The following is a 23,813-nucleotide window of genomic DNA, read 5'->3' as shown; positions in this document are numbered from 1 at the left end:
GGAGTTTCAATGACCACCGAGACCGCATTCGCCCCGGGCATCGATCTGCGCACCGCTCTGCGGATCGATGGCTGGAGCACCGGTGTATTCGGCGTCGTGCTGCTCGCCGCGGCGTACCCGCTGCGCGGTCCGCTCGGCCTGCCGGCCACCTGGTCGGTCCCCTTCGGAGTGGGCATGCTGGGTGGCGCCGCGGCGCTGTTGCTGATCGCGGGATATCCGCACATCTCGCACCGCATGGCCGCCGCGGTGGTGGCTGTCAATCTGGTCTCGGCACTGGCGCTGATCGCCCTGGCCTGCGCGGACCTCCTCGCGCTGACCGGACTCGGCATCGCCTTCCTGCTGATCGGCGCGCTGGTGGTGGCGTTGTTCGCCGAGCTGGAATATCTGACCCTGCGCCGGGAGCGGGCGGCTCAGGTCAGCAGTTCGGCATCGATGCCGTAGGTGCGCTGGGCGTTGGTGCGGAAGACCTGCTCGAGTTCCTCGGCGCTCCCGCCGCGATCGGCGAGCACGTCCACCACGGCCTGGGCGCTATTGGCGATGGTCGTAATCGGTTTGTCCACCGGGTAGTTCGAGCCCCAGATCAGCCGCTGCGCGCCGAAGACGTCGAAAGCGTGGTGCAGCAGCGGGGCGGTGCGATCGAGCAGTTCGGCCACCGAGGTCGTACTGCCGCGCACCGGCACCGGATGACCCAGGATCGGCATGGCCAGGCCGCTGACCTTCGCCACGACATTGGGATGGGTTGCGAGCGTGGCGATATCGTCGCGCCACCGCACGAACAATTCCCGCCGCCGGCCCGGATTGGTGCCGGTGTCCTTGCCGACCGACCCGAAAATCCCGGCGGGCGTGCCGAGATGGTTGAGCACGATGGTCACCTCGGGATAGCGTCGCGCGAGCGCCGTGACCTCCGGGATCTGATGCGAGTACACCCACGCCTCGAACGACAGCCCGCGTTCGGCGAGCACCGCGAAACCGTCGAGGAAGGCCGGTGCCGACAGCGCCCCCTCGGCGGCGCAGAACGAGCGCACCCCCGTATCGGGATGGTGGGCGACCATGGTGCGGATACCGCGGAACAGCGGTGACGCGGATTGGTGCTTATCGATGAGTTCGGCGAAGCCGGGCAGGGCCGGATCGCCGCTGCCGATGATCGCGCCCAGCGCCGGGGTGTCGACACCGAACGGCAGGCTGGCCACCCACCGCGTCTCGTCGGCCTTGGCATCCGGCGCGCGCCCGGCCCATTCGACCTCGATGTGCACCAGCGCCTCCACCGGCACGGTGTCCACATCCGCGCGGTAGTCCGCGGGCAGATACGGCCGCAGATAGGCGTCCGGAGTGCCCACGAAATCGCGATCGCGCTTGGGCGCCAGCCGCGCGGCCTTGTCGACCGGTACCGGGACGAACCGGAACAGCTTGGCGAGCATGCTGAAATCCCGCGGGGTATTCAGCGGATCCCACTGATGGATATGTGCGTCCACAACGCTGATACCGGCGAGGTCCATAGCGCCCTTTCGTCGCGATCGATGGTCCGCTAAGCGCATTATCGCGTTCTGCCCGGGCGAATGGCCGGGATTGCTCGAGAGCGGCAGTCTATGACGTGGCCGGTGGTTCGGATGTTCACGGTGACGGTGGTTGGTCGAGCAGACGGGCGGCGCGGCGGTGGACTTTGTCGAGCGCGGTGAGCAGATCTCGGCGTTCGGCTTCGGTGAGGTCGGCGGTGACGAGGCTCTCCAGCGCGTTGCGGTCGGCCTCGATCGTCGCGCGTAGACCCCGGCCCCTGTCGGTGAGCCACAACCGGACCAGGCGGTTGTCGGCGGTGTCGCGACCTCGCGTCAGTAGTCCGGTCTCGGTCATCCGATTGGCCATTTTGACGATCGTGGGAGTCGTGACGTGCAGGGCGGCGGCTACCTCGCCCGGTGTCCGGCCGTCGCGGTCCCACAGCACGCCGAGGACCAGATCCTGGCCCGGATACAGCCCGTGCGGGCGCACGCTGCGTTCCACCAGTGCCCGGAGCAGTTTCGAGGTGCGGCTGTGCAGATCGAGGAACTCCGGCATCGAAACCTCCAGGAAGATAGGGCTTGCCGACAGGTCATTAGCCGTCTAGCGTCTTTGTTAGACGGCTAATGAATTGGAGTGATCATGCTACTTGTCACCGGAGCGACCGGGAACATCGGCCGCGAGCTCGTGCGTGAGCTGGCGAGCGCGGAGGCCGAGTTCCGCATCCTGGTCCGGGATCCGCGCCGCGCCGCCGCACTGCCGGAGCGAGCTCAGCGGGTGGTCGGCGATCTCGACGACGCGAGGACCTACATCCCGGCACTCGAGGGCGTCGACCGGCTGTTCCTGCTCGTTCCCGGCATCGGCCTCGACCACACCCGTGACATGGTCGCCGCGGCGAAAGTGGCCGGGGTCGGGCGGATCGTGTTGCTGTCGTCGTACAACGTGATGGGTGATCCGATCCCCGCGATGGGCCGCTGGCATCACCAGCGCGAGACCATCGTCCGGAACTCGGGAATTCCCGCGACGATCCTGCGGCCCGGCGGGTTGATGACCAACGCTCTCGAGTGGGCGCCGGCGATCCGGGCCGGCCGCGCGGTCGACGACCCGACCGGTCCCGGGCGCTACGCGCCGGTCGACCCCGCCGATATCGCGGCCGTGGCCGCTGCCGTCCTCACCGGTGAGGGCCACGAGGGGATGGAGTACTACCTCACCGGTGCGCAGCTGTTCACGATCGCCGAACAGGTGTCGGTCATCGCGGCCGCGATCGGCCGCGATATCGAGATCCGCGAGGCCGCCACGCCCGAGCAGGCCGTCGCGTCGCGGTATCCGAACGGCGCCCCGGCCGCGCTCGCCGCCGCCATCGTCGAAGGATTCACGCTGATGCGCCGAGACACCACCGGGTTCCGCACCGCGACGGTGGAACGCATCCTCGGACGCCGCCCGCACACCTTCGCGCAGTGGTGTGCACGCAACCTCGCGGCCTTCCGTCCCGAGGACGGGTCGTGACCGCGATATCCGGTCCGGTCACACATTGCGGCGGTATTGCCCGCCGACGGTGAAGAAGCAGTCGGTGATCTGCTGGAGGGTGCAGACGCGGGCGGCGTCCATCAGGACCTCGAAGACGTTGTCGTCACCGCGCGCGGCGGCTTCGAGCCGGGTCAGCGCCTCCTGTGCGCTGTCGCGATGTGTGGTGACGAAGTCCTCGGTGCGTCGCAGCTGGGATTGCTTCTCGGCCTCGGTACCGCGCGCCAGTTCCAGCACCTGGTGAGTCTGCCCGTGCGGATTGCGGAAGGTGTTGACCCCGATGATCGGCAGCGAGCCATCGTGTTTGCGGTGCTCGTAGCGCATCGATTCGTCCTGGATTCGGCCGCGCTGATATCCGGTCTCCATCGCCCCGAGCACCCCGCCCCGCTCACTGATGCGCTCGAATTCGACGAGCACCGCCTCCTCGACCAGGTCGGTCAGCTCGTCGATGATGAAACTGCCCTGCAGCGGGTTCTCGTTCATCGCCAGGCCCCACTCCTTGTTGATGATCAACTGGATGGCCAGAGCGCGGCGCACCGATTCCTCGGTGGGCGTCGTCACCGCCTCGTCGTAGGCATTGGTGTGCAGGCTGTTGCAGTTGTCGTAGATGGCGATCAGGGCCTGCAGGGTGGTGCGGATGTCGTTGAAGTTCATCTCCTGGGCGTGCAGCGATCGCCCGGAGGTCTGAATGTGGTACTTCAGCTTCTGTGAACGGTCGCCCGCGCCGTACTTGTCGCGCATGGTGATCGCCCAGATCCGCCGCGCCACCCGGCCGATCACCGAATACTCCGGATCCATACCGTTGGAGAAGAAGAACGACAGATTCGGCGCGAAGTCGTCGATATCCATCCCGCGCGCCAGATAGGCCTCCACATAGGTGAAGCCGTTGGCGAGTGTGAACGCCAGCTGACTGATCGGATTGGCCCCGGCCTCGGCGATGTGATAGCCGGAGATCGACACCGAGTAGAAGTTGCGAACCCGATTGCGCACGAACCATTCCTGGATATCGGCCATCATGCGCAGGCTGAACTCGGTGGAGAAGATGCAGGTGTTCTGCCCCTGATCCTCCTTGAGGATGTCGGCCTGTACCGTGCCGCGCACCGTCGACAGGGTCCGGGCGCGGATATCGGCGGCCTCGTCGGCGGCGGGCTCGCGCCCGTTGGCCTCGCGGAACCGTTGCAGCGCCTGGTCGATCGCGGTGTTGAGGAAGAACGCCAGAATCGTCGGCGCCGGTCCGTTGATCGTCATCGACACCGAGGTGGTCGGGGCGGCGAGGTCGAAGCCGTCGTAGAGCGCCTTCATATCGTCGACGGTGGCGATGGAAACCCCCGAGGTGCCGACCTTTCCGTAGATATCGGGCCGCGGCGCCGGATCGTGGCCGTAGAGGGTCACCGAGTCGAAGGCGGTCGACAGCCGCTTGGCCTCGGCGTGCTCCGAGAGCACCTTGAATCGACGGTTGGTCCGGAACGGATCGCCCTCACCGGCGAACATCCGCGCCGGATCCTCGTTGTCGCGCTTGAAGGGGAAGACGCCGCCGGTGAAGGGGAAATATCCCGGCAGATTCTCCGCGCGCAGGAATCGCAACAGCTCACCGTGATCGGTGAAGCGCGGCAGTGCCACGCGTGGAATCGAGCTGTCGGACAGCGAGATCCGGCGCAGTGTCGTGCGGATCTCCCGGTCGCGGACCCGCACGATCTGCTCGTCGCCGCGGTAGGACTCCGCCAGTTCCGGCCAATTCTTCAGGAGTGCGGCCGATTCCGCGCTCACCGCCCCGGTCGCGTCGTCGCGCAGCCGGGTCAGTTCGGCGCGTGCGGTGGAGCCCTCCGGCAGTTCGGTCAGTACCTGGTCGAAGCGCTGCACCCGCTGTGCCGCGGCCACCTGCCGGCGGGTCTCGTCGTGGTAATCGCGCACGGTCTCGGCGATCTCGGCCAGATACCGCACCCGGCTCGGCGGAATGATCTGCGCGAACCGGGTGGAGGCGCGAGTGTCGACCCGGGGCAGCACGCCCGCCGGCAGCGTCGGTCCGTGCTCGCTCAATCGCGCGGCCAGATGCTGGTAGAGCGCGGTCACCCCGTCGTCGTTGAAAGTCGCCGCGCTGGTTCCGAATACCGGCATGTCCTCGGGTGCGGAACCGAACGCCTCCCGGTTGCGCACGAGCTGGCGCGAGACATCGCGCAGCGCGTCCTCGGCGCCGCGGCGTTCGAATTTGTTGATCGCCACCATATCCGCGAAATCGAGCATGTCGATCTTCTCGAGCTGGGACGCGGCGCCGAATTCCGGTGTCATCACATACATCGAGAGGTCGACATGGTCGATGATCGCCGCATCGCCCTGACCGATACCGGGCGTTTCGAGAATCACCAGGTCGTATCCGGCCGCCTTGCACGCGAGGATCATCGCGTCGATATTGGTCGGCAGTTCGTGGGCGCCGCGGGTGGCGAGGGAGCGGAAGTAGATGTGCTCGCTGTCGAGCGAATTCATCCGGATGCGGTCACCGAGCAGTGCGCCACCGCCGCGCCGCCGGGTCGGATCGACCGCGAGGATGGCCACCCGCAGCTTGTCCTGCTGATCGCTGCGCAGCCGGCGCACGAGTTCGTCGGTGAGCGAGGACTTTCCGGAGCCGCCGGTGCCCGTGATACCCAGTACCGGGACCGTGCGACTCGCGGCGGCGGCACGCAGTTGTTCGAGCTCGGATGCCGGGAGGGCATCGGCCTGCAGACAGGTCATGGTGCGCGCCAACGCGAATCGCTCACCCGCCAGCACCGCGTCGATCGGTGCGGGATCGGTCGACAGATCCACATCGCAGGCCCGTACGAGTTGGTTGATCATCCCGGGCAGTCCGAGCTGCTGACCGTCCTCGGGGGAGAAGATGCGCACCCCGGCCGCCGCGAGCCGCTCGATCTCCTCGGCCACGATGACACCACCGCCACCGCCGAAGATCCGCACATGCCCCGCGCCCGCCTCGCGCAACGCCGACGCCAGATATTCGAAGTACTCGACATGACCGCCCTGATAGGAGCTGACCGCCACGCCCTGCACATCCTCGGTCAGCACCGCGTCGACCACCTCGTGGACCGCGCGGTTGTGCCCGAGGTGGATCACCTCCGCACCCTGTGACTGCAGAATTCGCCGCATGATGTTGATCGCCGCGTCGTGGCCGTCGAACAGCGCAGCCGAGGTGACGAAGCGTACGGGGTGGACCGGAACGTGCAGCTCGGCCATGGGAGCCTCCGACTGATCAGTTGGACGACAAAAACTAGGACGTCAAAGCACAAGTTTAGGGTGAGCCCCGTCACTGCGCCACCGATGCGTCTATCGCCGGACCGCCGGTTCGATTCCGTGATTCCGGGTGCCACCGCCACGGCGAGGGTGGTTCGAATCACATCGAGCCACCGCGTCTAGATTTACTTGGACATCCAACTATAGGATGACCGTAAACCTGGCGTGGACGCCGCAACCGTCGAATCGAGGACACTGGCATGGTTCGTGAACTGACCCACTTTGTCGCAGGCAAGAACGTGCCCGGCACCTCCGGCAAGTTCGCCGACGTCTACGACCCCAGCACCGGTCGGGTCCAGGCGCGGGTGCCGCTGGCGAGCGTCGCGGAGGTCGAGGCCGTGATCGCGAACGCCGCCGAGGCGCAGCGGACATGGGCCGCGTTCAACCCGCAGAAGCGGGCCCGGGTGCTGATGAAGTTCGTCGCGCTGGTGCAGGAGGAGATGGATTCGCTGGCCGCGCTGCTGTCCAGTGAGCACGGCAAGACCATCCCCGACGCCAAGGGCGATATTCAGCGCGGTCTCGAGGTGATCGAATTCGCGATCGGCATTCCGCATCTGCTCAAGGGGGAGTACACCGAGAGCGCGGGTGCCGGGATCGATGTGTACTCGATGCGGCAGCCGCTGGGTGTGGTCGCCGGGATCACGCCGTTCAACTTTCCGGCCATGATCCCGCTGTGGAAGGCCGGTCCGGCCCTGGCCTGTGGAAATGCCTTCGTGCTCAAGCCCTCCGAGCGCGACCCCTCGGTACCGCTGCGGCTGGCCGAGCTCTTCCTGGAGGCCGGACTGCCGGCCGGTGTGTTCAACGTGGTCAACGGCGACAAGCTGGCCGTCGACACGCTGCTGGGCGATGACCGGATCAAGGCCGTCGGCTTCGTCGGCTCCACCCCGATCGCGCAGTACATCTACGAGACCGCCACCGCGAACGGCAAGCGCGCGCAGTGCTTCGGCGGCGCCAAGAACCACGCGATCGTGATGCCGGACGCCGATCTCGACGATGTGGCCGATCAGCTGATCGGCGCGGGATACGGTTCGGCGGGCGAACGCTGCATGGCGATCTCGGTCGCGGTGCCGGTGGGTGAGCCGACCGCGGATCGGTTGCGCGCCAAGCTGATCGAGCGCATCGGCAAACTCAATGTCGGCCGCTCCGACGATCCGGGCGCGGATTTCGGCCCGCTGGTCGGGCGCGACGGGGTGGACCGGGTGAACAACTACGTGCAGATCGGTGTGGACGAGGGCGCGGAGCTCGTCGTCGACGGCCGCGGACTTCGGGTCCCCGGCGCCGAGGACGGATTCTTCGTCGGCGCGACCCTCTTCGACCGGGTGACTCCCGATATGCGGATCTACCAGGAGGAGATCTTCGGCCCGGTGGTCGCGATCGTGCGCGCCGCCGACTACGAGGAGGCGCTGCGGCTGCCGAGCGAGCACGAATTCGGTAACGGCGTAGCCATTTTCACCCGTGACGGTGATACCGCCCGGGATTTCGCCGCGCGGGTCCAGGTCGGCATGGTCGGTGTCAACGTGCCCATTCCGGTGCCGATCGCCTATCACACCTTCGGTGGCTGGAAGGCCTCCGGATTCGGCGACCTGAACCAGCACGGTCCCGATTCGATTCGCTTCTACACCAAGACCAAGACGGTGACCCAGCGCTGGCCGCAGGGACTGCGGACCGCTCCGTCCGCTGAGGCCGCCGCCGACCACTTCGTCATTCCGACGATGGACTGACCGATGTTCGTACTCGACGACGACGAGAAGGCGATCGCCGATACCGCGCGAAGTTTCGCCGACGAGTTGCTCGCCCCGAACGCGCTGGAATGGGACGAGCACAAGCACTTTCCCATCGATGTCCTGCGCAAGGCCGGATCGCTCGGCCTGGGCGGTATCTACGTCGGTGAGGATGTCGGCGGTTCCGGGCTGCGCCGTCTGGACGCGGTGCGGATCTTCGAGCAGCTGGCCACCGGCTGCCCCGCGATCGCCGCCTACATCTCGATCCACAACATGGCCTGCTGGATGATCGACAGCTACGGCACCGAGGCGCAGCGCAATCGGTGGCTGCCGGGCCTGACCTCGATGGATCTGCTGGCCAGCTACGCGCTCACCGAACCCGGTGTCGGATCGGACGCGGCGGCGCTGAACACCAGGGCCGTGCGCGACGGTGACGACTATCTGCTCACCGGCGTCAAGCAGTTCATCTCCGGCGCCGGCAGCACCGATGTGTATGTGCTGATGGCACGGACCGACGACGCCGGCGCCCGCGGCATCTCGGCATTCATCGTGCCCGCCGATACGCCCGGAATCTCCTTCGGCGCCAACGAGAAGAAGATGGGCTGGAACGCGCAGCCGACCCGCCAGGTCGTCCTCGACGAGGCCCGGGTGCCGGCGGCGAACCTGCTCGGCGGTGAGGGCAACGGTTTCCGGATCGCGATGAACGGGCTCAACGGCGGGCGGCTCAACATCGCGGCCTGCTCCCTCGGCGGCGGTCAGACCGCACTGGACCGGACCGTGGCGTATATGGCGCAGCGCACGGCATTCGGCGCCCGGCTGCTCGACAACGCGGCACTGCAGTTCGACCTCGCCGATATGCGCACCTCGCTGGAGGCGGCGCGGACCCTGCTGTGGCGGTCGGCGGCGGCACTCGACGCCGATGCCGCCGACAAGGTGGAACTGTGCGCGATGGCCAAGCGCTTCGCCACCGATGCGGGATTCGACGTGGCCAACAAGGCCCTGCAATTGCACGGCGGCTACGGCTATCTGGCCGAATACGGAATCGAGAAGATCGTGCGCGATCTGCGCGTCCACCAGATTCTCGAGGGCACCAACGAGATCATGCGGGTCGTCGTGGCCCGTTCGGTAGTCGGCGCGGCATGAGCGGCGTGAAAGGAACCACCATGACCGAAGCGGAAGTTCTGTTCGACAAGCGTGACGGCGTCGGCACGATCACGCTCAACCGGCCCAAGGCGATCAACGCGCTCAATCATCCGATGGCGCAGGCGATTCTGGCCACCCTGCGGGAGTGGGCCGTCGACGACGAGGTGCGCACGGTGGTGCTCACCGGCGCGGGTGAGCGCGGACTGTGCGCAGGCGGCGATATCGTCGCCATTCACACCGATGCGAAGAATACCGTCGCAGCCGGTGATTCGGCCTATGCGGCCGCGGCGTCGCCGAGCGGGCGGTTCTGGCGTGACGAGTACATTCTCAACGCGCTCATCGGCCGGTACCCGAAGCCGTACGTGGCGATCATGGACGGCATCGTGATGGGTGGCGGGGTCGGCCTGTCCGCGCACGGCAACCGTCGCATCGTGACCGAGCGGTCGATGGTCGGCATGCCCGAGACAGGTATCGGATTCGTCCCCGATGTCGGTGGCACCTATCTGCTGTCGCACGCGCCGGGTGAGCTCGGTACCCACGTGGCGCTGACGACCGCGCGGATGGGTGCCGGCGATGCGATCGCCGCCGGATTCGCCGACCATTTCGTTCCGGCCGAACGCATTCCGGATCTACTGGCCGAACTGCGCCGCACCGATGCCGATGCGGCGATCGCGGTTTTCGCGCAGCCCGCGCCGGTGTCCGATCTCGCGGCGCAGCGGTCCTGGATCGACACCTGCTACAGCGCCGGCACGGTCGAGGAGATCGTCGCCCGCCTGCAGGGCTACGACGCTCCGGAGGCGGCCAAGGCGGCCGGTGACGTGCTGTCGAAATCGCCGGTGGCGCTGAAGGTGACGTTGCGCTCGCTGCGCAACGCCCGTGGCGCCGCGCATCTCGAGCAGGCGCTCGACGAGGAATATCGGGTCTCGGCAGCCGCTCTGACCAGCCATGATCTGGTCGAGGGCATCCGCGCCCAGGTGATCGACAAGGACCGCAATCCGCAGTGGTCGCCCGCGACCCTCGCCGAGGTGTCCGACGCGCTGGTGGACAGCTATTTCGCCGAGCTCGGTGACCGGGAACTCGGCCTTCGTGAACCCCAGGAACAACGGTGACCGGCAATCGCGCACCGGGTCGCCGGTGCGACCGGGTGCGGGTGTCCCGCAGATGTCAGGAGCAACAGTGAGTGTGACGACCAAGGTGGCCTTCCTCGGGCTCGGCCACATGGGCGGCCCGATGGCCGCCAATCTGGTGCGGGCCGGCTACGAGGTGCTGGCCTTCGACCCCGTCCCTGCCGCCCAGGAGCAGGCCCGGGCCGACGGCGCGACCGTGGTGGACACCGCGGCCGGGGCCACGGCCGAGGCCGAGGTCGTGATCACGATGCTGCCCAACGGGCGGATCGTGCTCGACGTCTACGCCGATGTGCTCGCCGCGGCGAAGCCCGGCACCCTGTTCATCGACTGCTCCACCATCGATGTCGCCGATGCCAAGCGGGCCGCGGAACTGGCTGTGGCAGCGGGACATCGGGCGCTGGACGCTCCGGTCTCCGGCGGTGTGGGCGGCGCGACCGCGGGCACGCTGACCTTCATGGTCGGCGGCGTGGCCGAGGATTTCGCCGCGGCGCGGCCGGTGCTGGACGTCATGGGCGGCAAGGTGGTGCACTGCGGCGGCGCGGGCGTGGGCCAGGCCGCCAAGATCTGCAACAACATGATGCTCGGCATTTCCATGATCGGGCTGTCCGAGGCGATCGTGCTGGGCGAGAAGCTGGGACTGACCCACGACAAGTTCTATGACGTGGTCTCCACCGCCTCGGGCCAGTGCTGGTCGCTGACCAGTTATTGCCCGGTGCCCGGCCCGGTGCCGGCGAGCCCCGCCAACAACGACTATCAGCCCGGATTCGCCACGGCGCTGATGAACAAGGACCTCGGTCTGGCCGCCAACGCGTTGCGCGCGGGCGGTGTCGATGGCCGCTTCGGCCTGCTCGCCGCCGAGATCTACGAGCAGTTCAACCGGTCGGCGGGGGACAAGGACTTCTCCGCTATCGTCACCGATATTCGTCGCCGTTCCGGCGCGGAGCCGGGTAAGGATTCCGGCGAGGAGCCGAGAAAGGACACAGTGTGACCGACTTCGAGACCATTCTGCTGGAGCGCACCGGACGCGTCGCGGTGATCACCTTGAATCGGCCGAAGGCCCTCAATGCGTTGAATTCGCAGGTGCTCACGGATATTTCCGCCGCCCTCGACGAACTCGAAGCCGATGCGGGAATCGGGGCGGTCGTGCTGACCGGATCGGAGAAGGCGTTCGCCGCCGGTGCCGACATCAAGGAAATGCAGTCCAAGTCCTATATGGACATGTTCCTGACCGACCATTTCCAGGGCTGGGACCGGCTCGGCGCCTTCCGTAAGCCGATCGTGGCTGCGGTGGCCGGATACGCCCTGGGCGGCGGCTGCGAACTGGCGATGATGTGCGACATCCTGATCGCCGCCGATACCGCGAAATTCGGCCAGCCGGAGATCAAGCTGGGTGTGATTCCCGGTATGGGCGGATCGCAGCGGCTGACTCGCGCGGTCGGCAAGGCCAAAGCGATGGATCTGATTCTCACCGGCCGCACTATGGACGCCGAGGAGGCCGAGCGCTCCGGTCTGGTGGCGCGTGTGGTTCCGGCGGCGGAATTGCTCGCCACCGCGGTACAGGTCGCCGAGACCATCGCCGGGATGTCGCTGCCGTCGGTGATGATCGCCAAGGAGGCCGTGAACCGCTCCTACGAGACCACTCTCGCCGAGGGGTTGCGTTTCGAGCGCCGCGTATTCCACTCACTGTTCGCCACCGAGGATCAGAAAGAGGGAATGGCAGCGTTCGTGGAGAAGCGCGCTGCCGATTTCGGACACCGCTGAGGCGGGGCCGGGAGTTCACCTGCCCGGCACGCGGTCCGAGGTCGTTCCCGCTACCTCCATCGGTCCGGACGGAACGCCGTACCGTCCGGAGTTCGCCGAATCGTGGCCGGTCACCAGCAGTCCGGTGACAGTCGCGCCGAGGGTCGCGGTCACCACCAGCGCGGCCACCAGCTTGCGCCGGGATACCCGCGGCGCGCGGGGCGGTGGGGTGAAGCGGATGCTGCGCACCCACCGGGTGGCCGGTTGTTCGGTGGCCATCAGTACCGCACCGCGCACCGAGACGAAATCCGGTTCCGGATCGTAGATCAGCGGCAGATCCAGCAGCTGTTCGAGCGATTCGCGGATACTCGGACTGCGGGTGCAGCCGCCGAGCAGCGCGACCGCCCGCGGCGGCACCCCGGTCTCCTCGATCAGCTGTCGCACGTACGACACGGAATGATGTACCCCGGCGAGGACCAGTTCGTGGAAATCGCTGCGGGTCAACACGATTCGTTCACCGGTGGCGGGGTCGCCGGCGGTCAGCACCGGGGTGTGGCTCAAGCGTTCCTTGTATGCGCGGCTGGTGACGTTGTCGATGCTCACCCCGCTGTGGGCCAGCCTCCACCGCAGCAGCGCATCGTGTCCGTCACCACCGAGCAGGGTGCTGTGGGTCCCGGCCAGGATGGCCTCGGTGCGGCAGTCGGCCTCGGTGAGGGTGAGCCCCGCGCTGCCCAGGTCGTAGAGCAGGACCGCACCCTGCTCGGGGAGCTGCCCGGTGAATCGCAGATAGCGCAACTGGGCCAGGGGTTCGTCGACGACGGTCAGCCGGCTGCGACCGGCCGCGGCCCGGATCGTCTCGGCGTGCAGGGCGCATCGGGAGGTCACGGCGACACCGGTGACGAATTCGTCGCGCTCGGCGGCGCAGCGGCGCATCGTCTCGATCGCGGTGAACACCGGTTCCTCGACGCCGGCACCCGCGCGGCGCGGCACCACGCAGCGGTCGATCGGCGGCAGGTGCGGTTGATCGGAATGGGTGAGTATCGCGCGCGCGCCACCGGCACCCGCCGACACGCCCAGGACCAGCACCATGGGCTCCATGGTGAACCTTTCGGCCGCCGATGGGAAGGTAGCGTGCCGGGATGTCGCTACCGGAATGCCGGCGGCCGGGTCGTCAGGCCCACCTGGTGGGCGTGTCGCCCGTGTCGAAGTCACCGGCTTCGCGCCGGAATTCCGCCAGCAATTGCAGCAGCAGTTGTAAGCGCTGCGGTGGTAGGCCCGGTCGGGCGAAGACTTTCTCGTTCAGTTCGCGGGTCGCCGCGGCGGCGAGTTCACGGCCCGCGTCCGTGATCTCGATCAGGGTTGCCCGGCGATCGCTCGGATGTGGTACTCGTTTGACCAGTTCGGCCGCCTCGAGCCGGTCGACAGTATTGGTGACACTGGTCGGATGGACCTGCAACCGGGCACTGGCCGTCGCCATGGGCAGGGCGCCGGACTTGCTGAAACCCAGCAGCGCCAGCAGTTCATACCGGGAGAAGGTCAAACCGGATGGGCGCAGTGCCTCGTCCACGCGGGCCATCACGATCTGCTGGGCGCGCACCAGTGAGGTCACCGCCGCCATACCGTCGGCGACATCGCCCCAGCCGTGCGAGGTCCACTGGCGGTGGGCCTCCTCGATGGGGTCCAGCGGGAGCGGGCGAGGTGCTGCCATACGCCGAGTGTATTGGCCCGTCTGTCCGGATGCTGCGGTCCGCACCAGCCACCGCTGGAATCAGGCCAACCCCGAAAGGTCACCGTCGACAACATGGTTGCGATCGGCGGTGGTGCCGAGGGTGTATTCCGGCATCAGGCCGACGTATTCGGCGCGGCTGCGAGCACTCCATCTCAAGGCGTCCGCGGTGCGGGTTTTGTGGAAATTCACCATGTAGCCGCCCTCGTACAGCCGCAGCAGGGTGTAGCCGCCCGGGTACTCCTTCACCGCGCCCACTTCGAGGAATTCCACCCCGAGCGGGATATCGGGGCGGGTGCGGCGATTGCGGTGGGTGTGACCCGCATGGTGGAAGAACACCCCCGGGGTCGATTGATACAGCCGCTGCAACGTGAGCGCGTCGGAACGGTTCAGTACGAAATCGGGGCCCGCGATATTGGTCGCGCCCGATTCGGCTGTCACCGGGTGATGGCCGAAGACGACAGTGGGGCGATCCGGATCGCGCCGCAACGACTCGCGCAGCCGATCGAACTGGTCGGCGCCGATACTGCCGCCGGAGCCGTCGAGTTCGGTGGTGTCGAGTCCGATCAGCCGCAGACCGCCCAGCCGGGATTCGGTGAATTGCCCCGGGGCGAGGAAGGATTCGCCCCAGCAGTCGTGGTGATCGGCGGCCACCTCCGGACACGACGCGTAGTCGGCGCCGGTGTGCGGCCGGTCGTGATTGCCGCGCGCGGCGAACCAGTCCCGCCCCGCGGTTCCCCAGGCGTTCAGGTGTTTTCGGACCGCGCGGGATTGATCCGGGGTGGCCTCCGAGGTGAGATCACCGGCCAGGACCAGATGATCCGCGCCGCGATCGGACCGGCGCAGATCGTCGATCAGTGCGGTCAGCATCACCTCGGGATAGGGCGGCAGTCCGGGCTCCTGGCGTACTCCCGGTGGCAGTCCCGCGGCGATCAGCCCGCTGATCTCCTCGCCGAAGTGCACATCGTTGCAGAGTGCGAGGGTGCGCAGCAGGCGGCCCGGCGGCGGGGTCAGCGTGGTGAATTCGCCCGTGCACTCCGGCGCGCCCGGCAGATGGGTCACCAGATTCGCGGCCGGGGTCGCCGCGACTCCGTCCGACCATGCCTCGAAGCGGTAGCGCCGTCCGGGCTCGAGCCCGTCGACCTGCGCGTAGTGATACGGCGTCCGATCCGTGCCGCTGGTCGGCACCGGCCGGGCGGGTGCGGCGGAATCGGCGGGCGCCAGCCGGATTTCGGTGCCCGCATCCGCCGGTACCCGGGCGCCGGCGGGGTCCGGCGCGAGCGTGGTCCAGGTGACGACGGCCGAGGTGTCGGTGATCGTGACCAGCTCGAGGTCGGTCGCGACCAGCGAATTCGCCTGGGCCCGAGCCGAACCGGTGACCGGCACGATGGGGGCGGCCGCCGCGGCGGCCAGGGCGGCCAGCATCCGGCGGCGGTTCGGCCCGCAGCAGCTCATCGTCGCTCCCTCGTGCGGTGATGGTTCCGGTCCCCCGCAGACCCTACCGAGGCGATCGCCGCACCGTGTTTCGCGCCGGGAGGCCACCGGGTAGGTTGGCTAGCCGGTCGCAGCGGCGCAATCTCGATCGGAAGGACGGCCCATGGCAACGGCTCGGTGGAAGCTCGTGCTCGGCGTGGTGGTGGTGACCGCAGCGGCGATGGTCACCGCCTGTTCGGCATCGTCGGACGAGCACGAGATCGTGGTGTACAACTCCCATGATCAGCGGCTGACCCGGCAGTGGGCCGATATCTTCACCGAACAGACCGGCATCCGGGTGACGGTGCGCAACGCCACCGATACCGAACTCACCGATCAGGTTGTCGCGGAGGGAGATCGATCACCCGCCGATGTGGTACTCACCCAGAACGCGCCGGCCATGGCGAAGATCGAGCGGGCCGGTCTGCTCGCCGATCTCGATCCCGCCACCCTGGCGCAGGTAACCGCCGATTTTCGCCCCGCTTCCGGCCGATGGACCGGAATCGCCGCGCGCGCCACCGCATTCGCCTACGACCCGGTCCGGATACCGCCCGCAGAACTGCCCGCCTCCCTGCTCGATCTGCAGCAACCGCGATGGCACGACCGCTGGACCGCGGATCCGCACGGCGCCGATTTCCAGGCGATCGTCGCGGCGCTGCTGGTACTCGACGGTGAGGATGCCACCCGGGCCTGGCTGCACGGGGTGCACGACAACGCGCCCGCCGCACCGAACGCGGTCGCCGCGTTGAAGTCGGTGGGTACGGGCCGGACCGGCGGGGCGCTGCTGTTCGCCACTGATTGGTACCGCGACCGGATCGCACCGGAACCGGCCGGCGGACCGTCGTTGCCGCACTACTTCCGGGGCCGGGATCCGGGCGCCTACATTTCCCCGGCGGGCGCCGGGGTGCTGACGGCGAGCCGGCATGCCGACGACGCCCAGCGTTTCCTGCGCTTCGTCACCGGTGCCGCCGGTCAGCACCTGCTCAGTGGCGGTGCGGCTCTGGAATATCCGGTGGCTACCGGTGTTCCGGCCGATCCGGCCCTGCCCCCGCTGGACTCGCTGGACCCACCCCGGGTGGATCCGAGCGCGCCGGACCCGGACAAGGTCGTGGCGCTGATGCGGGCGGCCGGACTCCTCTAGTCCCGCGGCGAATACGCGGTCAGGTCGTAGCGATAGCGGCTGGTCGGGATGACATCGAGATCACGGTCGGCGCCGAAGGTGGCGACACTGGTCATCATGCGCCCGGCCCGCCGCTGCAGTTCCGCGTCGTCGCCGCCGCTGCCCCAGAACGAGTGCTGGTCGGTCATGGCGTCCATCGGGAACAATTCCTCGACCAGCCCGTCCACCCGCGGACCCGGGGTCACGGCGGCGACCACCGTGTTCTGGACGTAGCCGAAGGTGGCCTGGGTTTCGATCGCCACCGTGGTGTGCAGGTCCTGCCAGTTGTGCAGCCATTGCGCGCGGCTCAGCTCCGCCGGGATCCGCAGCAGCGCGATATTGGCCAGCGCGTCGTAGCGGGTCCCGTCGGGTGGGCGGGGCGTGGCGAGCGGTTCGCGCTCGTCCACGATCCAGCCGTTGACGCGCTCGGCGACGGTGCCCAGGACATCGGTGATCGGCCCGTTGTCCGCATCGCTCCACACACCGACGACCGCGGCCACCGGCTCGTCGTAGGTGCTGATGCGCAACTGCGCGGCCGCGACCTCGGCATCGCACACGTTGACCTGTAGGGCGGTGGCACCCGCGGCGGCGAGCCGCTCGTGGAATGCCGGTGAGTGCAGCGCGCCGTCCGGCGCCGGTCCCCACAGGAGGTACATCAGTTTCATTCGGAATCCTTTCGCGGGACAGCGCTGCGCCGACGGTAGTGTCGTCTACCCCCGCCCGCGGGAGATTCGGCGCGCGGTCCCGCTCATCGGGACCGTCGTGAGCGCCCACTGCGCCTACAGTTGGGGCGACCCGTTTCAGTGAGAGGAGATCAGGTGCGCCGCATACTGTTCGCGATATCGCTGTGTGCAGTCGTAGTACCGACGTTCGCCTGCGCCGCCGAGGCCGACAACGGCAAGGCCGACGGCAACGGCAACGGAGCCGGTAACGGCAATGGGACGATCGAAGTGGTGGCGACTCACGGCCCGGAGAAGTACGCCGCCGCCGGACTGGCCGCCGGAGTGACCACCTGTCAGGCCGGCTCGGTGCTGGCGACGCTGACCACGGGCCGGGACGGTCGCGCGCACCAGGACTTCGCCACCGATTGCTATCAGGTCCAGGTGACCTCGGTGCCGATGGGCTGCCGCCTGGCCTCCGACACCGCTCGAAAGGTCGATGTGGTGGCGGGGAAGACCGCGACCGCGGAGTTCGGATTGACCTGCGCCTGAGCGCATTTCACCGGTTGGCCAGTTCGGCCAGCCGGTAGGCCAGGGCGGTGCGGACGGCGGGAATACGGGCTCCGATCCCGATGACGGTATTGCGCATCGCCCGTGCCGGCCGCCGGCGCAGAGTCGCCATCCGGGTCATACGATCGGTGAACTCCACGACTCCCAGCGCCACCGGCCGCCGGGTCCGCTCGTAGTCGTCGAGCAGTGTGTCGGATTCGCCGCCCAGCACCCGGACCAGCAGGCTGCCCAGCAGCGCCGCGTCCTGGATTCCGGTGTTCATCCCTTGCCCGCCGGCCGGGCTGTGCACGTGGGCGGCATCGCCGGCCAGCAGGATGCGCCCCGCGCGGTAGTGCTCGGCCAGCCGGTGGTGGACGCGAAAGCGCGAGCTCCACAGAACTTCTCGCACCAGCGCACCGGGGCAGCGGGCGTCGAGGACCGCCTGTACCTGTGCCAGGGTGGGCTGTTCGGGTGCCTCGGGGACGGTGGCGACGATGCGGAACCGATCGCCTGCGGGGTCCGGCAGTGGCGCGACCACCGTGACGCCCTCGGGGGCGACGTGCAGCGACACCTCCTCACGCGAGGCCGGCCACCGCATCCGCACATCGGCGAGTACGAACGATTCCGGATAGGTAGCGCCGCTGAATTCGATACCGGCCGCCTCGCGCACCCGGCTGTGCATACCGTCCGCGCCGATGACGTACTGCGCCCGGATCGATCCGGAAACCCCTGCCGCATCGGTGAATTCGACGAGCACACCTTCCGCTTCCGTGGTGACCGCCGAAACCTCGTAGGGGCGCAGGACCGTGCCACCGGCTCGCTGCAACCGCTCGAGCAGGACCGCCTCGGTGACCTCCTGGCCCAGCATGAGCGTGTAGGGGTACGCGGTCGGCAGCCCGGAGAATCCGACCGTAGCCAGGCGCCGTGGGCCGTCGTACAGAACGAAGCGGGGGACCTCGAGACCCAGTTCGTGCAGTGTCGACGCGACCCCTAGTTCGTCGAGCACCTCCAGGGTCCGGGCGTGTACGACCGCCGCCCGGGAGGTGTTGGCCCCGGCGGCGAGCCGGTCGAGGACGACCACATCGGCACCGGCATCGGCGAGGGTGATGGCCGCGGTCAGCCCGGCAGGTCCGGCTCCGACGATGACGACCGCCGCGGTGGCGGGAACAGTGCTGGTCATGGCGACTCCTCATGTTTGCCAACAGACGTTGGCCAACGGATGTTGACACGAGCATAAATCGGGCCGCCGTGGCAAGTCAACAGTTGTTGGCCTACGATTGTTGGCATGACAGAGGAGACTGTGGCGCGGCGGTCTGACGCCACCCGGGCGGCGATCCTGGAAGCCGCCCGCCGTCGTTTCGCGCGCGAGGGTTTCGGCAAGGCGACCATTCGCGCGATCGCCGCCGACGCCGGAATCGATCCGTCGATGGTGATGCGCTACTACGGCAGCAAGGACGGTTTGTTCGATGCGGCGCTGACCGTGGATCTGGCGCTGCCGGATCTGACCACGGTCGAGGAGAACGCGCTCGGCGAGACGATCGTCCGGCGGTTCCTGGAGATCTGGGAGACCCCGCCCGGGAGCGAGCTGATGCTGGCGCTGCTGCGCTCCTCGGTCTCCGACGACACTGTGGCGCAACGCTTTCAACGCGTCTTCGCCGAGCAGTTGATGCCGATGGTGACGGCCGTCGGCGATCCCGCGGACGCGCCGCGCCGAGCCGGGCTGGTGGTCACGCAGATGCTGGGTCTGGCGCTGTGCCGCTACGTGCTGCGGCTGGCGCCGGTGGTGGCTATGCCGCGGGCGCAGATCGTCACGACGATCGGTGCGACGATACAGCGGTACCTGACCTCGGTGCCGGAGTGAAAAGTATCGGCTGACACCATGTTCGGGAAATAAGAATGCCCCGAGTCCGGCGGCGCGGTCTCGGGGCGGTCAGGGACGCGGTGCGGTTGTCGAGTGTCGGCGCACGGCATCTACCTCCGATCGGTCGGGATGGGCGGTTCGCGCGAGGTCAGCTGTAGAGCCGGTCGATGAACGCGCTCAGATTGGCGCGCACCCGTTCGGCCTTCTGCTCGTCGGTCAGATCCTCGCGATAGCGGTTACCCAGTGCGGGGCGGCGCTTGTTGCGCGCGTACAGCGAGCAGGCGAGATCGGTGCACATATAGATGCCGACCGAATTGCCGCGCCGCCCGGAATCACCCGCCTTGTTCGCGGTGAGCAGTGAGACGCCGCTACCGGTGTGGGTGGTCAGGCAGATCGAGCAGAGCTGGGCCCGTCCCGATCCGCCGGTCTCGTAGCGCAGCGCCACGCCGACCAGCCGATCCTCGTGCGGGGTCACCAGATAGGCGCGCCCCGGCATGGAGCGGTCGTTCCAGCCGAAGAAATCCAGATCCTCCCACGGTTGATCGTCGAGATCGCGTGGTACCGGCATGCGTTTGGCATCGCCCTTGGAACAGTTCACGAACGACGAGCGGATCTCGCGTTCGGTCAGTGACTGCATGTGTTCACTCCCTTCCGGATGGATGAATGGAAACGGAGCGAGGCTACGGCCACGGGTGGGCGCGGGCAATCGAATATCGGCCGCGCGCCGTCTACTCGCCGGTGCGAAGTCCGGCGAGTGTCACCGTGATCAGCCGATCGGCGGCCTCGGGTGAGTTGTCGCACGCGACCCCGATGCCGTGGCCCAATCGCAGCAGATCTCGCGGTTCGAGTTCGGGACGGACCAGCCCGGCCTCCTGTGCCGGCCGCATCACCGCCGTCGCGGCGTCGGTGATGAGCTTCGAGCACAGGGTGAAGGCCTCCGAGCCGCGGTCGATGGCCGCCTTCAGCGTCACCGCCAGACTCCGTTTGTCCATCACGTAATCCACCTGCGCGCGGAACCACAATTCCAGGGCCTCGAGTGGTGGGTGGGTTCGGGTCAGTTCATAGGCGAGCTCGGCCAGACCTTCGATGCTGGACCGATAGACGGCCTCGATCAGCGCATCGCGATTCGGGAAGTGGCGGTAGAGGGTGCCCGGTCCCACCCCGGCCCGGCGTGCGACGTCGTCCAGTGGGGCCTCGGGGCCGTGTTCAGCGAACGCTTCCCGCGCGCAGTCGACGATGCGCTGGTAGTTGCGCCGCGCATCCGCGCGCATGGGCCGTGGCCCATCGGCACACGCGGGTCCCGGTGTGGACGGTGCGTTCACGATTCCTCCAGTGGAAACGGACGAACTCTCCGCTTAGTCTTGCGCAAACGGAGAACTTCTCCATATGCTATCTCCATCAGAAACGGAGACTATCTCCGTTTAGTTCCGCACTCGATGGAGCGCACTTGTCCACTTCCACCATTTCCCGGTCCGCGCAGCCGCGCGCGGGGTCCGAACGCCTGCGATCCGGTGTGGTGACAGCCACACTGCTGACCTGTCAGCTGATGATCGTTCTCGATGTCACCGTGATGAATGTGGCGTTGCCACGCATCCAATCCGATCTGCATTTCAGTGCCACCGGGCTGTCCTGGGTGATGAACGCCTACACGCTGGTCTTCGGCGGGCTGCTCCTCCTGGGCGGACGGGCCGGTGATCTGTTCGGCCGGCGGCGCATGTTCATCCTCGGGGCGGTCGTGTTCACCCTCGCCTCACTCGGCGGCGGTCTGGCCCCCTCGGCCGCGTGGCTGATCGTCGCGCGCATCGCGCAGGGATTCGGTGGTGCGCTGGCCGGCCCCAATACGCTCGCACTGCTGACCACGACGTTCACCGATCCGAAAACGCGGGTGCGGGTGCTGGCACTGTTCTCGGGCATGTCCAGCGCCGGGTTCGCGATCGGGCTCATTCTGGGCGGACTGCTCACCCAATGGCTGAGCTGGCGGTCGGTGCTGTTCATCAATGTGCCGTTCGGGGTGATCGTGGCACTGCTGGCCGCGCGGTATCTGCCCGACGCGCCCCGGCGCCGTGCTCAGCTGGATCTGCCCGGTGCGGTGACCGCGACCGCCGCGGTGGCCGCGCTGGTCTACGGATTCATCAGCGCCGCCGCCGACGGCTGGGACGATTGGGGCACCGATCTGTCGCTGGCGGCGGGTGTCGTCGCGCTCGCTGCGTTCCTGGTGATCGAGACCCGGGCCGTGCAACCGCTGTTGCCGCTGCGTCTGTTCGCCGATCGCAACCGCGCGGCCGCCTACGCGAACATGTTCCTCGGCCCGATGGCCGGCACCTCCATGTTCTTCTTCCTCACCCAGTACCTGCAGGACGTGCGTGGAATGAGCGCGTTGGCAACGGGTTTCGCCTTCCTGCCGACAGCCGTGCTGATGTTCGCGATGATCCGGCTGATTCCGCGGCTGCTGCCGCGCCTGGGTCCCAAGCCGGTCACCCTGGCCGGCACCGCGGCGATGGTCGGGGGACTGGTACTGCTGACCCTGCTCGATGTCGATACCGCGTACTTCCCGCTGCTGTTCGTGGCGACGTCGTTGATGGGATGCGGTATCGGGCTGGCGTTTTCGCCGCTGAACGTGATCATCATGTCGAATATCGCGCCCGAAGAGGCCGGCGCGGCGGGTGGTGCGTTGCAGACCTTGCAGCAGACCGGTTCCGCGCTGGGGCTGGCGGTCCTGGTCACGATCTTCGGCACCGCGGCCCGCGCCGCCGCGGGCCCGGCCACACACGCTCTGGTCAGCGGGGTCACCACGGCCTTCGCCGTCGCGGCGGGAATCGGGGTGCTGACTTTCGTTGTGGCATGGACCTTCCGGAGCATTCGCACCGCGCCCTGAGCGGGCTCCTGACAGCGATGACGGCCGCCCCGTTCCGCGGGGCGGCCGCCGCGTATCGGGCAAGATCAACTTCCGGCAAATCGGACTAATCGAGAAGTGTTGCGCCCCAGGAATTTCAGGGCTCTTCCGCTCACAGCAACCTTTAAACGAAGCGTGCGAGACTCCTCGCGATGCTCACTTATTTCGAAGCGATGGTCATCGGCGCGGTGCAGGGGTTCACCGAGCTGTTCCCGGTCTCGAGTCTCGGACATTCGGTCCTGGTCGCGGCGTGGCTGGGTGGCCGCTGGGCGCGCCTGCCCGGAGACGGTGGAACCGACGCCGCCGCAACCTATCTGGCCTTCGTCGTCGCGTTGCATGTGGCCACGGCGGTGGCGCTGCTGGTCTACTACCGGCGCGACTGGTGCGCGATCATCGCCGGCTTCGTCGCGATGCTGCGCACCCGGCGGCTGGAAACGGTGCCGCAACGCCTGGCCTGGCTGATCGTCATCGCCACCGTGCCGGTCGCGGTGCTCGGACCGGCACTGGAGCATCCGCTGCACGAACTGTTCGCGGCGCCGTTGTGCGCCGCCGCATTCCTCACGCTCAACGGAGTGGTGCTGGTCATCGGGGAGGGACTGCGCCGCCGCAACGAACCATCACTGGCCGAATACGGCCGCCGCTTCGCTCTGAGCCGGGCCCATCGCGAAAGCCACACCGCCGCAACGGGGGTGCCACGCCAAACCGACCGCCGGCTGGCCGCACTGGACCTGCGCGATGCGGTCGGTATCGGATTCGCGCAGGCCGGCGCCCTGCTGACCGGATTCAGCCGGGCGGGGCTGACCATGGTCGGCGGCCTCTGGCGCGGACTCGAACACGAACATGCCGCCAAATTCGCCTTCCTGCTCGCCACCCCGGCGATCTTCGGCGCGGGCATCGTCGACCTCCCGGACCTGATCTCCCCGAAGGCCGAGGTCATCTGGGGTCCGATCCTGGTCGGCGCCGTGGTCTCGGGTGTCACTTCGTGGCTCGCGGTCCGCTACCTGGAGCACTACTTCCGCACCCGCACCCTGCTGCCCTTCGCCGCGTACTGTGTGATCGCGGGGGTGGTATCGATCGTCCACTTCGGCTGAGCCGTGTTCGAGTCCGGTTCCGACGCCACGCTCGGCGTCATCGGGGTCGTAGCGGGGGAGGGACCGGCCGGGTCGGGGAGTGGCCACAGCCGGGGCCGCGCGGCCGATGCTCCGAATTGGTCTTCTGACCAGCAGAAATGTCGAATTCATGCGCCGCTTGCTGGTAACAATGCCCGGTGCGGACTCCGATTATCCAGGTAGGGGCGAAAAGGAATCCATTTCGAAGGAGATGAGGACAATGGGTTCATTCGGAGTCGACCTCGGCGTCGGATTCACCGCCGCCGTGAAGTGGATCGAGCTGATGTTCGGTATCGACCTCGGTGTCCACTGACGACGGCCAGGTTGCCGACCGCCGGTAGAGCGTTGCCGGCGGTCAG

General features: G+C 67.8%; 22 protein-coding genes. 12 read left to right on the top strand and 10 right to left on the bottom strand.

The annotated features are described in order from the left end of the window. Positions 1-9 precede the first annotated feature (9 nt). The gene (locus tag LKD76_RS26140) at positions 10-441 is read left to right on the top strand and encodes a hypothetical protein (protein WP_227984068.1); all 432 of its coding nucleotides are present in this window, start codon (positions 10-12) and stop codon (positions 439-441) included. Here the strand turns inward: LKD76_RS26140 and LKD76_RS26135 are convergent. Next, a complete protein-coding gene (locus LKD76_RS26135) occupies positions 411-1,496 on the bottom strand; it encodes an amidohydrolase family protein (protein WP_227984067.1) in 1,086 nt (361 codons plus the stop codon). The genes LKD76_RS26140 and LKD76_RS26135 overlap by 31 nt on opposite strands. A gap of 115 nt (positions 1,497-1,611) precedes the next feature. After that, positions 1,612-2,049, bottom strand: coding sequence for a MarR family winged helix-turn-helix transcriptional regulator (locus tag LKD76_RS26130; protein ID WP_227984066.1), 438 nt, complete (start codon positions 2,047-2,049; stop codon positions 1,612-1,614). 84 nt (positions 2,050-2,133) lie between these two features. On the opposite strand from LKD76_RS26130, the gene LKD76_RS26125 reads away from it, so the two are divergent. After that, entirely contained in the window at positions 2,134-2,997 is an 864-nt protein-coding gene (locus tag LKD76_RS26125; RefSeq protein WP_227984065.1) for an NAD(P)H-binding protein, read from the top strand. Between the two features lie 18 nt (positions 2,998-3,015). Here the strand turns inward: LKD76_RS26125 and icmF are convergent, their stop codons facing one another. Next, positions 3,016-6,237 carry a fused isobutyryl-CoA mutase/GTPase IcmF gene (icmF, locus tag LKD76_RS26120; protein ID WP_227984064.1) on the bottom strand — a complete coding sequence of 1,074 codons (3,222 nt, stop codon included), beginning with the start codon at positions 6,235-6,237 and terminating at the stop codon, positions 3,016-3,018. 257 nt (positions 6,238-6,494) lie between these two features. Between icmF and LKD76_RS26115 the strand changes: the two genes are divergently transcribed. The 5 genes from LKD76_RS26115 (at position 6,495) to LKD76_RS26095 (ending at position 12,046) form a co-directional block, all read left to right on the top strand. Then, positions 6,495-8,015: a CoA-acylating methylmalonate-semialdehyde dehydrogenase gene (locus tag LKD76_RS26115; protein ID WP_227984063.1), complete on the top strand. Its 1,521-nt coding sequence runs from the start codon at positions 6,495-6,497 to the stop codon at positions 8,013-8,015. A 3-nt stretch (positions 8,016-8,018) separates the two neighbouring features. Continuing rightward, entirely contained in the window at positions 8,019-9,158 is a 1,140-nt protein-coding gene (locus tag LKD76_RS26110; RefSeq protein WP_227984062.1) for an acyl-CoA dehydrogenase family protein, read from the top strand. A 20-nt stretch (positions 9,159-9,178) separates the two neighbouring features. Further along, on the top strand, positions 9,179-10,267 hold the full coding sequence (locus LKD76_RS26105; protein ID WP_227984061.1) for an enoyl-CoA hydratase/isomerase family protein: 1,089 nt from the start codon (positions 9,179-9,181) through the stop codon (positions 10,265-10,267). 67 nt (positions 10,268-10,334) lie between these two features. Further along, entirely contained in the window at positions 10,335-11,273 is a 939-nt protein-coding gene (gene mmsB / locus LKD76_RS26100) for a 3-hydroxyisobutyrate dehydrogenase (protein ID WP_372465930.1), read from the top strand. Continuing rightward, entirely contained in the window at positions 11,270-12,046 is a 777-nt protein-coding gene (locus tag LKD76_RS26095; RefSeq protein ID WP_227984059.1) for an enoyl-CoA hydratase, read from the top strand. The genes mmsB and LKD76_RS26095 overlap by 4 nt, the downstream gene beginning before the upstream one ends. 15 nt (positions 12,047-12,061) lie before the next feature. Here the strand turns inward: LKD76_RS26095 and LKD76_RS26090 are convergent, their stop codons facing one another. From LKD76_RS26090 to LKD76_RS26080, 3 genes are all read right to left on the bottom strand, one after another. Next, positions 12,062-13,123, bottom strand: a complete 1,062-nt coding sequence (locus LKD76_RS26090; RefSeq protein ID WP_227984058.1) for an Hsp70 family protein — start codon at positions 13,121-13,123, stop codon at positions 12,062-12,064. A 73-nt stretch (positions 13,124-13,196) separates the two neighbouring features. Then, on the bottom strand, positions 13,197-13,733 hold the full coding sequence (locus LKD76_RS26085) for a MarR family winged helix-turn-helix transcriptional regulator (RefSeq protein ID WP_227984057.1): 537 nt from the start codon (positions 13,731-13,733) through the stop codon (positions 13,197-13,199). Positions 13,734-13,793: 60 nt separating this feature from the next. Continuing rightward, a complete protein-coding gene (locus LKD76_RS26080) occupies positions 13,794-15,206 on the bottom strand; it encodes a metallophosphoesterase (protein ID WP_227984056.1) in 1,413 nt (470 codons plus the stop codon). Positions 15,207-15,348: 142 nt separating this feature from the next. Between LKD76_RS26080 and LKD76_RS26075 the strand changes: the two genes are divergently transcribed. Further along, positions 15,349-16,365, top strand: a complete 1,017-nt coding sequence (locus LKD76_RS26075; protein WP_227984055.1) for an extracellular solute-binding protein — start codon at positions 15,349-15,351, stop codon at positions 16,363-16,365. Here the strand turns inward: LKD76_RS26075 and LKD76_RS26070 are convergent. Beyond that, the gene (locus LKD76_RS26070; RefSeq protein WP_227984054.1) at positions 16,362-17,048 is read right to left on the bottom strand and encodes a hypothetical protein; all 687 of its coding nucleotides are present in this window, start codon (positions 17,046-17,048) and stop codon (positions 16,362-16,364) included. The two genes, LKD76_RS26075 and LKD76_RS26070, sit on opposite strands and share 4 nt — an antisense overlap. Positions 17,049-17,201: 153 nt before the next feature. On the opposite strand from LKD76_RS26070, the gene LKD76_RS26065 reads away from it, so the two are divergent. Further along, positions 17,202-17,594, top strand: a complete 393-nt coding sequence (locus LKD76_RS26065) for a hypothetical protein (RefSeq protein WP_227984053.1) — start codon at positions 17,202-17,204, stop codon at positions 17,592-17,594. A 7-nt stretch (positions 17,595-17,601) separates the two neighbouring features. Here the strand turns inward: LKD76_RS26065 and LKD76_RS26060 are convergent, their stop codons facing one another. Further along, entirely contained in the window at positions 17,602-18,771 is a 1,170-nt protein-coding gene (locus LKD76_RS26060; RefSeq protein WP_227984052.1) for an FAD-dependent oxidoreductase, read from the bottom strand. A 105-nt stretch (positions 18,772-18,876) separates the two neighbouring features. On the opposite strand from LKD76_RS26060, the gene LKD76_RS26055 reads away from it, so the two are divergent. Further along, positions 18,877-19,452 (top strand): TetR/AcrR family transcriptional regulator, encoded by a 576-nt coding sequence (locus LKD76_RS26055; RefSeq protein ID WP_227984051.1) that lies wholly within the window; start codon positions 18,877-18,879, stop codon positions 19,450-19,452. Positions 19,453-19,600: 148 nt separating this feature from the next. Here the strand turns inward: LKD76_RS26055 and LKD76_RS26050 are convergent, their stop codons facing one another. Both LKD76_RS26050 and LKD76_RS26045 read right to left on the bottom strand, forming a co-directional pair. After that, positions 19,601-20,089, bottom strand: a complete 489-nt coding sequence (locus LKD76_RS26050) for an FBP domain-containing protein (protein WP_227984050.1) — start codon at positions 20,087-20,089, stop codon at positions 19,601-19,603. A 91-nt stretch (positions 20,090-20,180) separates the two neighbouring features. Continuing rightward, positions 20,181-20,774, bottom strand: a complete 594-nt coding sequence (locus tag LKD76_RS26045) for a TetR/AcrR family transcriptional regulator (RefSeq protein ID WP_227984049.1) — start codon at positions 20,772-20,774, stop codon at positions 20,181-20,183. 125 nt (positions 20,775-20,899) lie between these two features. Here LKD76_RS26045 and LKD76_RS26040 point away from each other — a divergent pair, with 125 nt between their 5' ends. Both LKD76_RS26040 and LKD76_RS26035 read left to right on the top strand, forming a co-directional pair. Next, a complete protein-coding gene (locus LKD76_RS26040) occupies positions 20,900-22,327 on the top strand; it encodes an MFS transporter (RefSeq protein ID WP_227984048.1) in 1,428 nt (475 codons plus the stop codon). Between the two features lie 170 nt (positions 22,328-22,497). Next, complete coding sequence (locus LKD76_RS26035; protein ID WP_227984047.1) at positions 22,498-23,436, top strand: undecaprenyl-diphosphate phosphatase; 939 nt, start codon at positions 22,498-22,500, stop codon at positions 23,434-23,436. Positions 23,437-23,813 lie beyond the last annotated feature (377 nt).

It is taken from the genome of Nocardia spumae, assembly GCF_020733635.1.
GTDB classification, from domain to species: domain Bacteria; phylum Actinomycetota; class Actinomycetes; order Mycobacteriales; family Mycobacteriaceae; genus Nocardia; species Nocardia spumae.
Note: the sequence above shows the minus strand (reverse complement) of the source record. Positions and strands in the feature narration are given on the sequence as shown.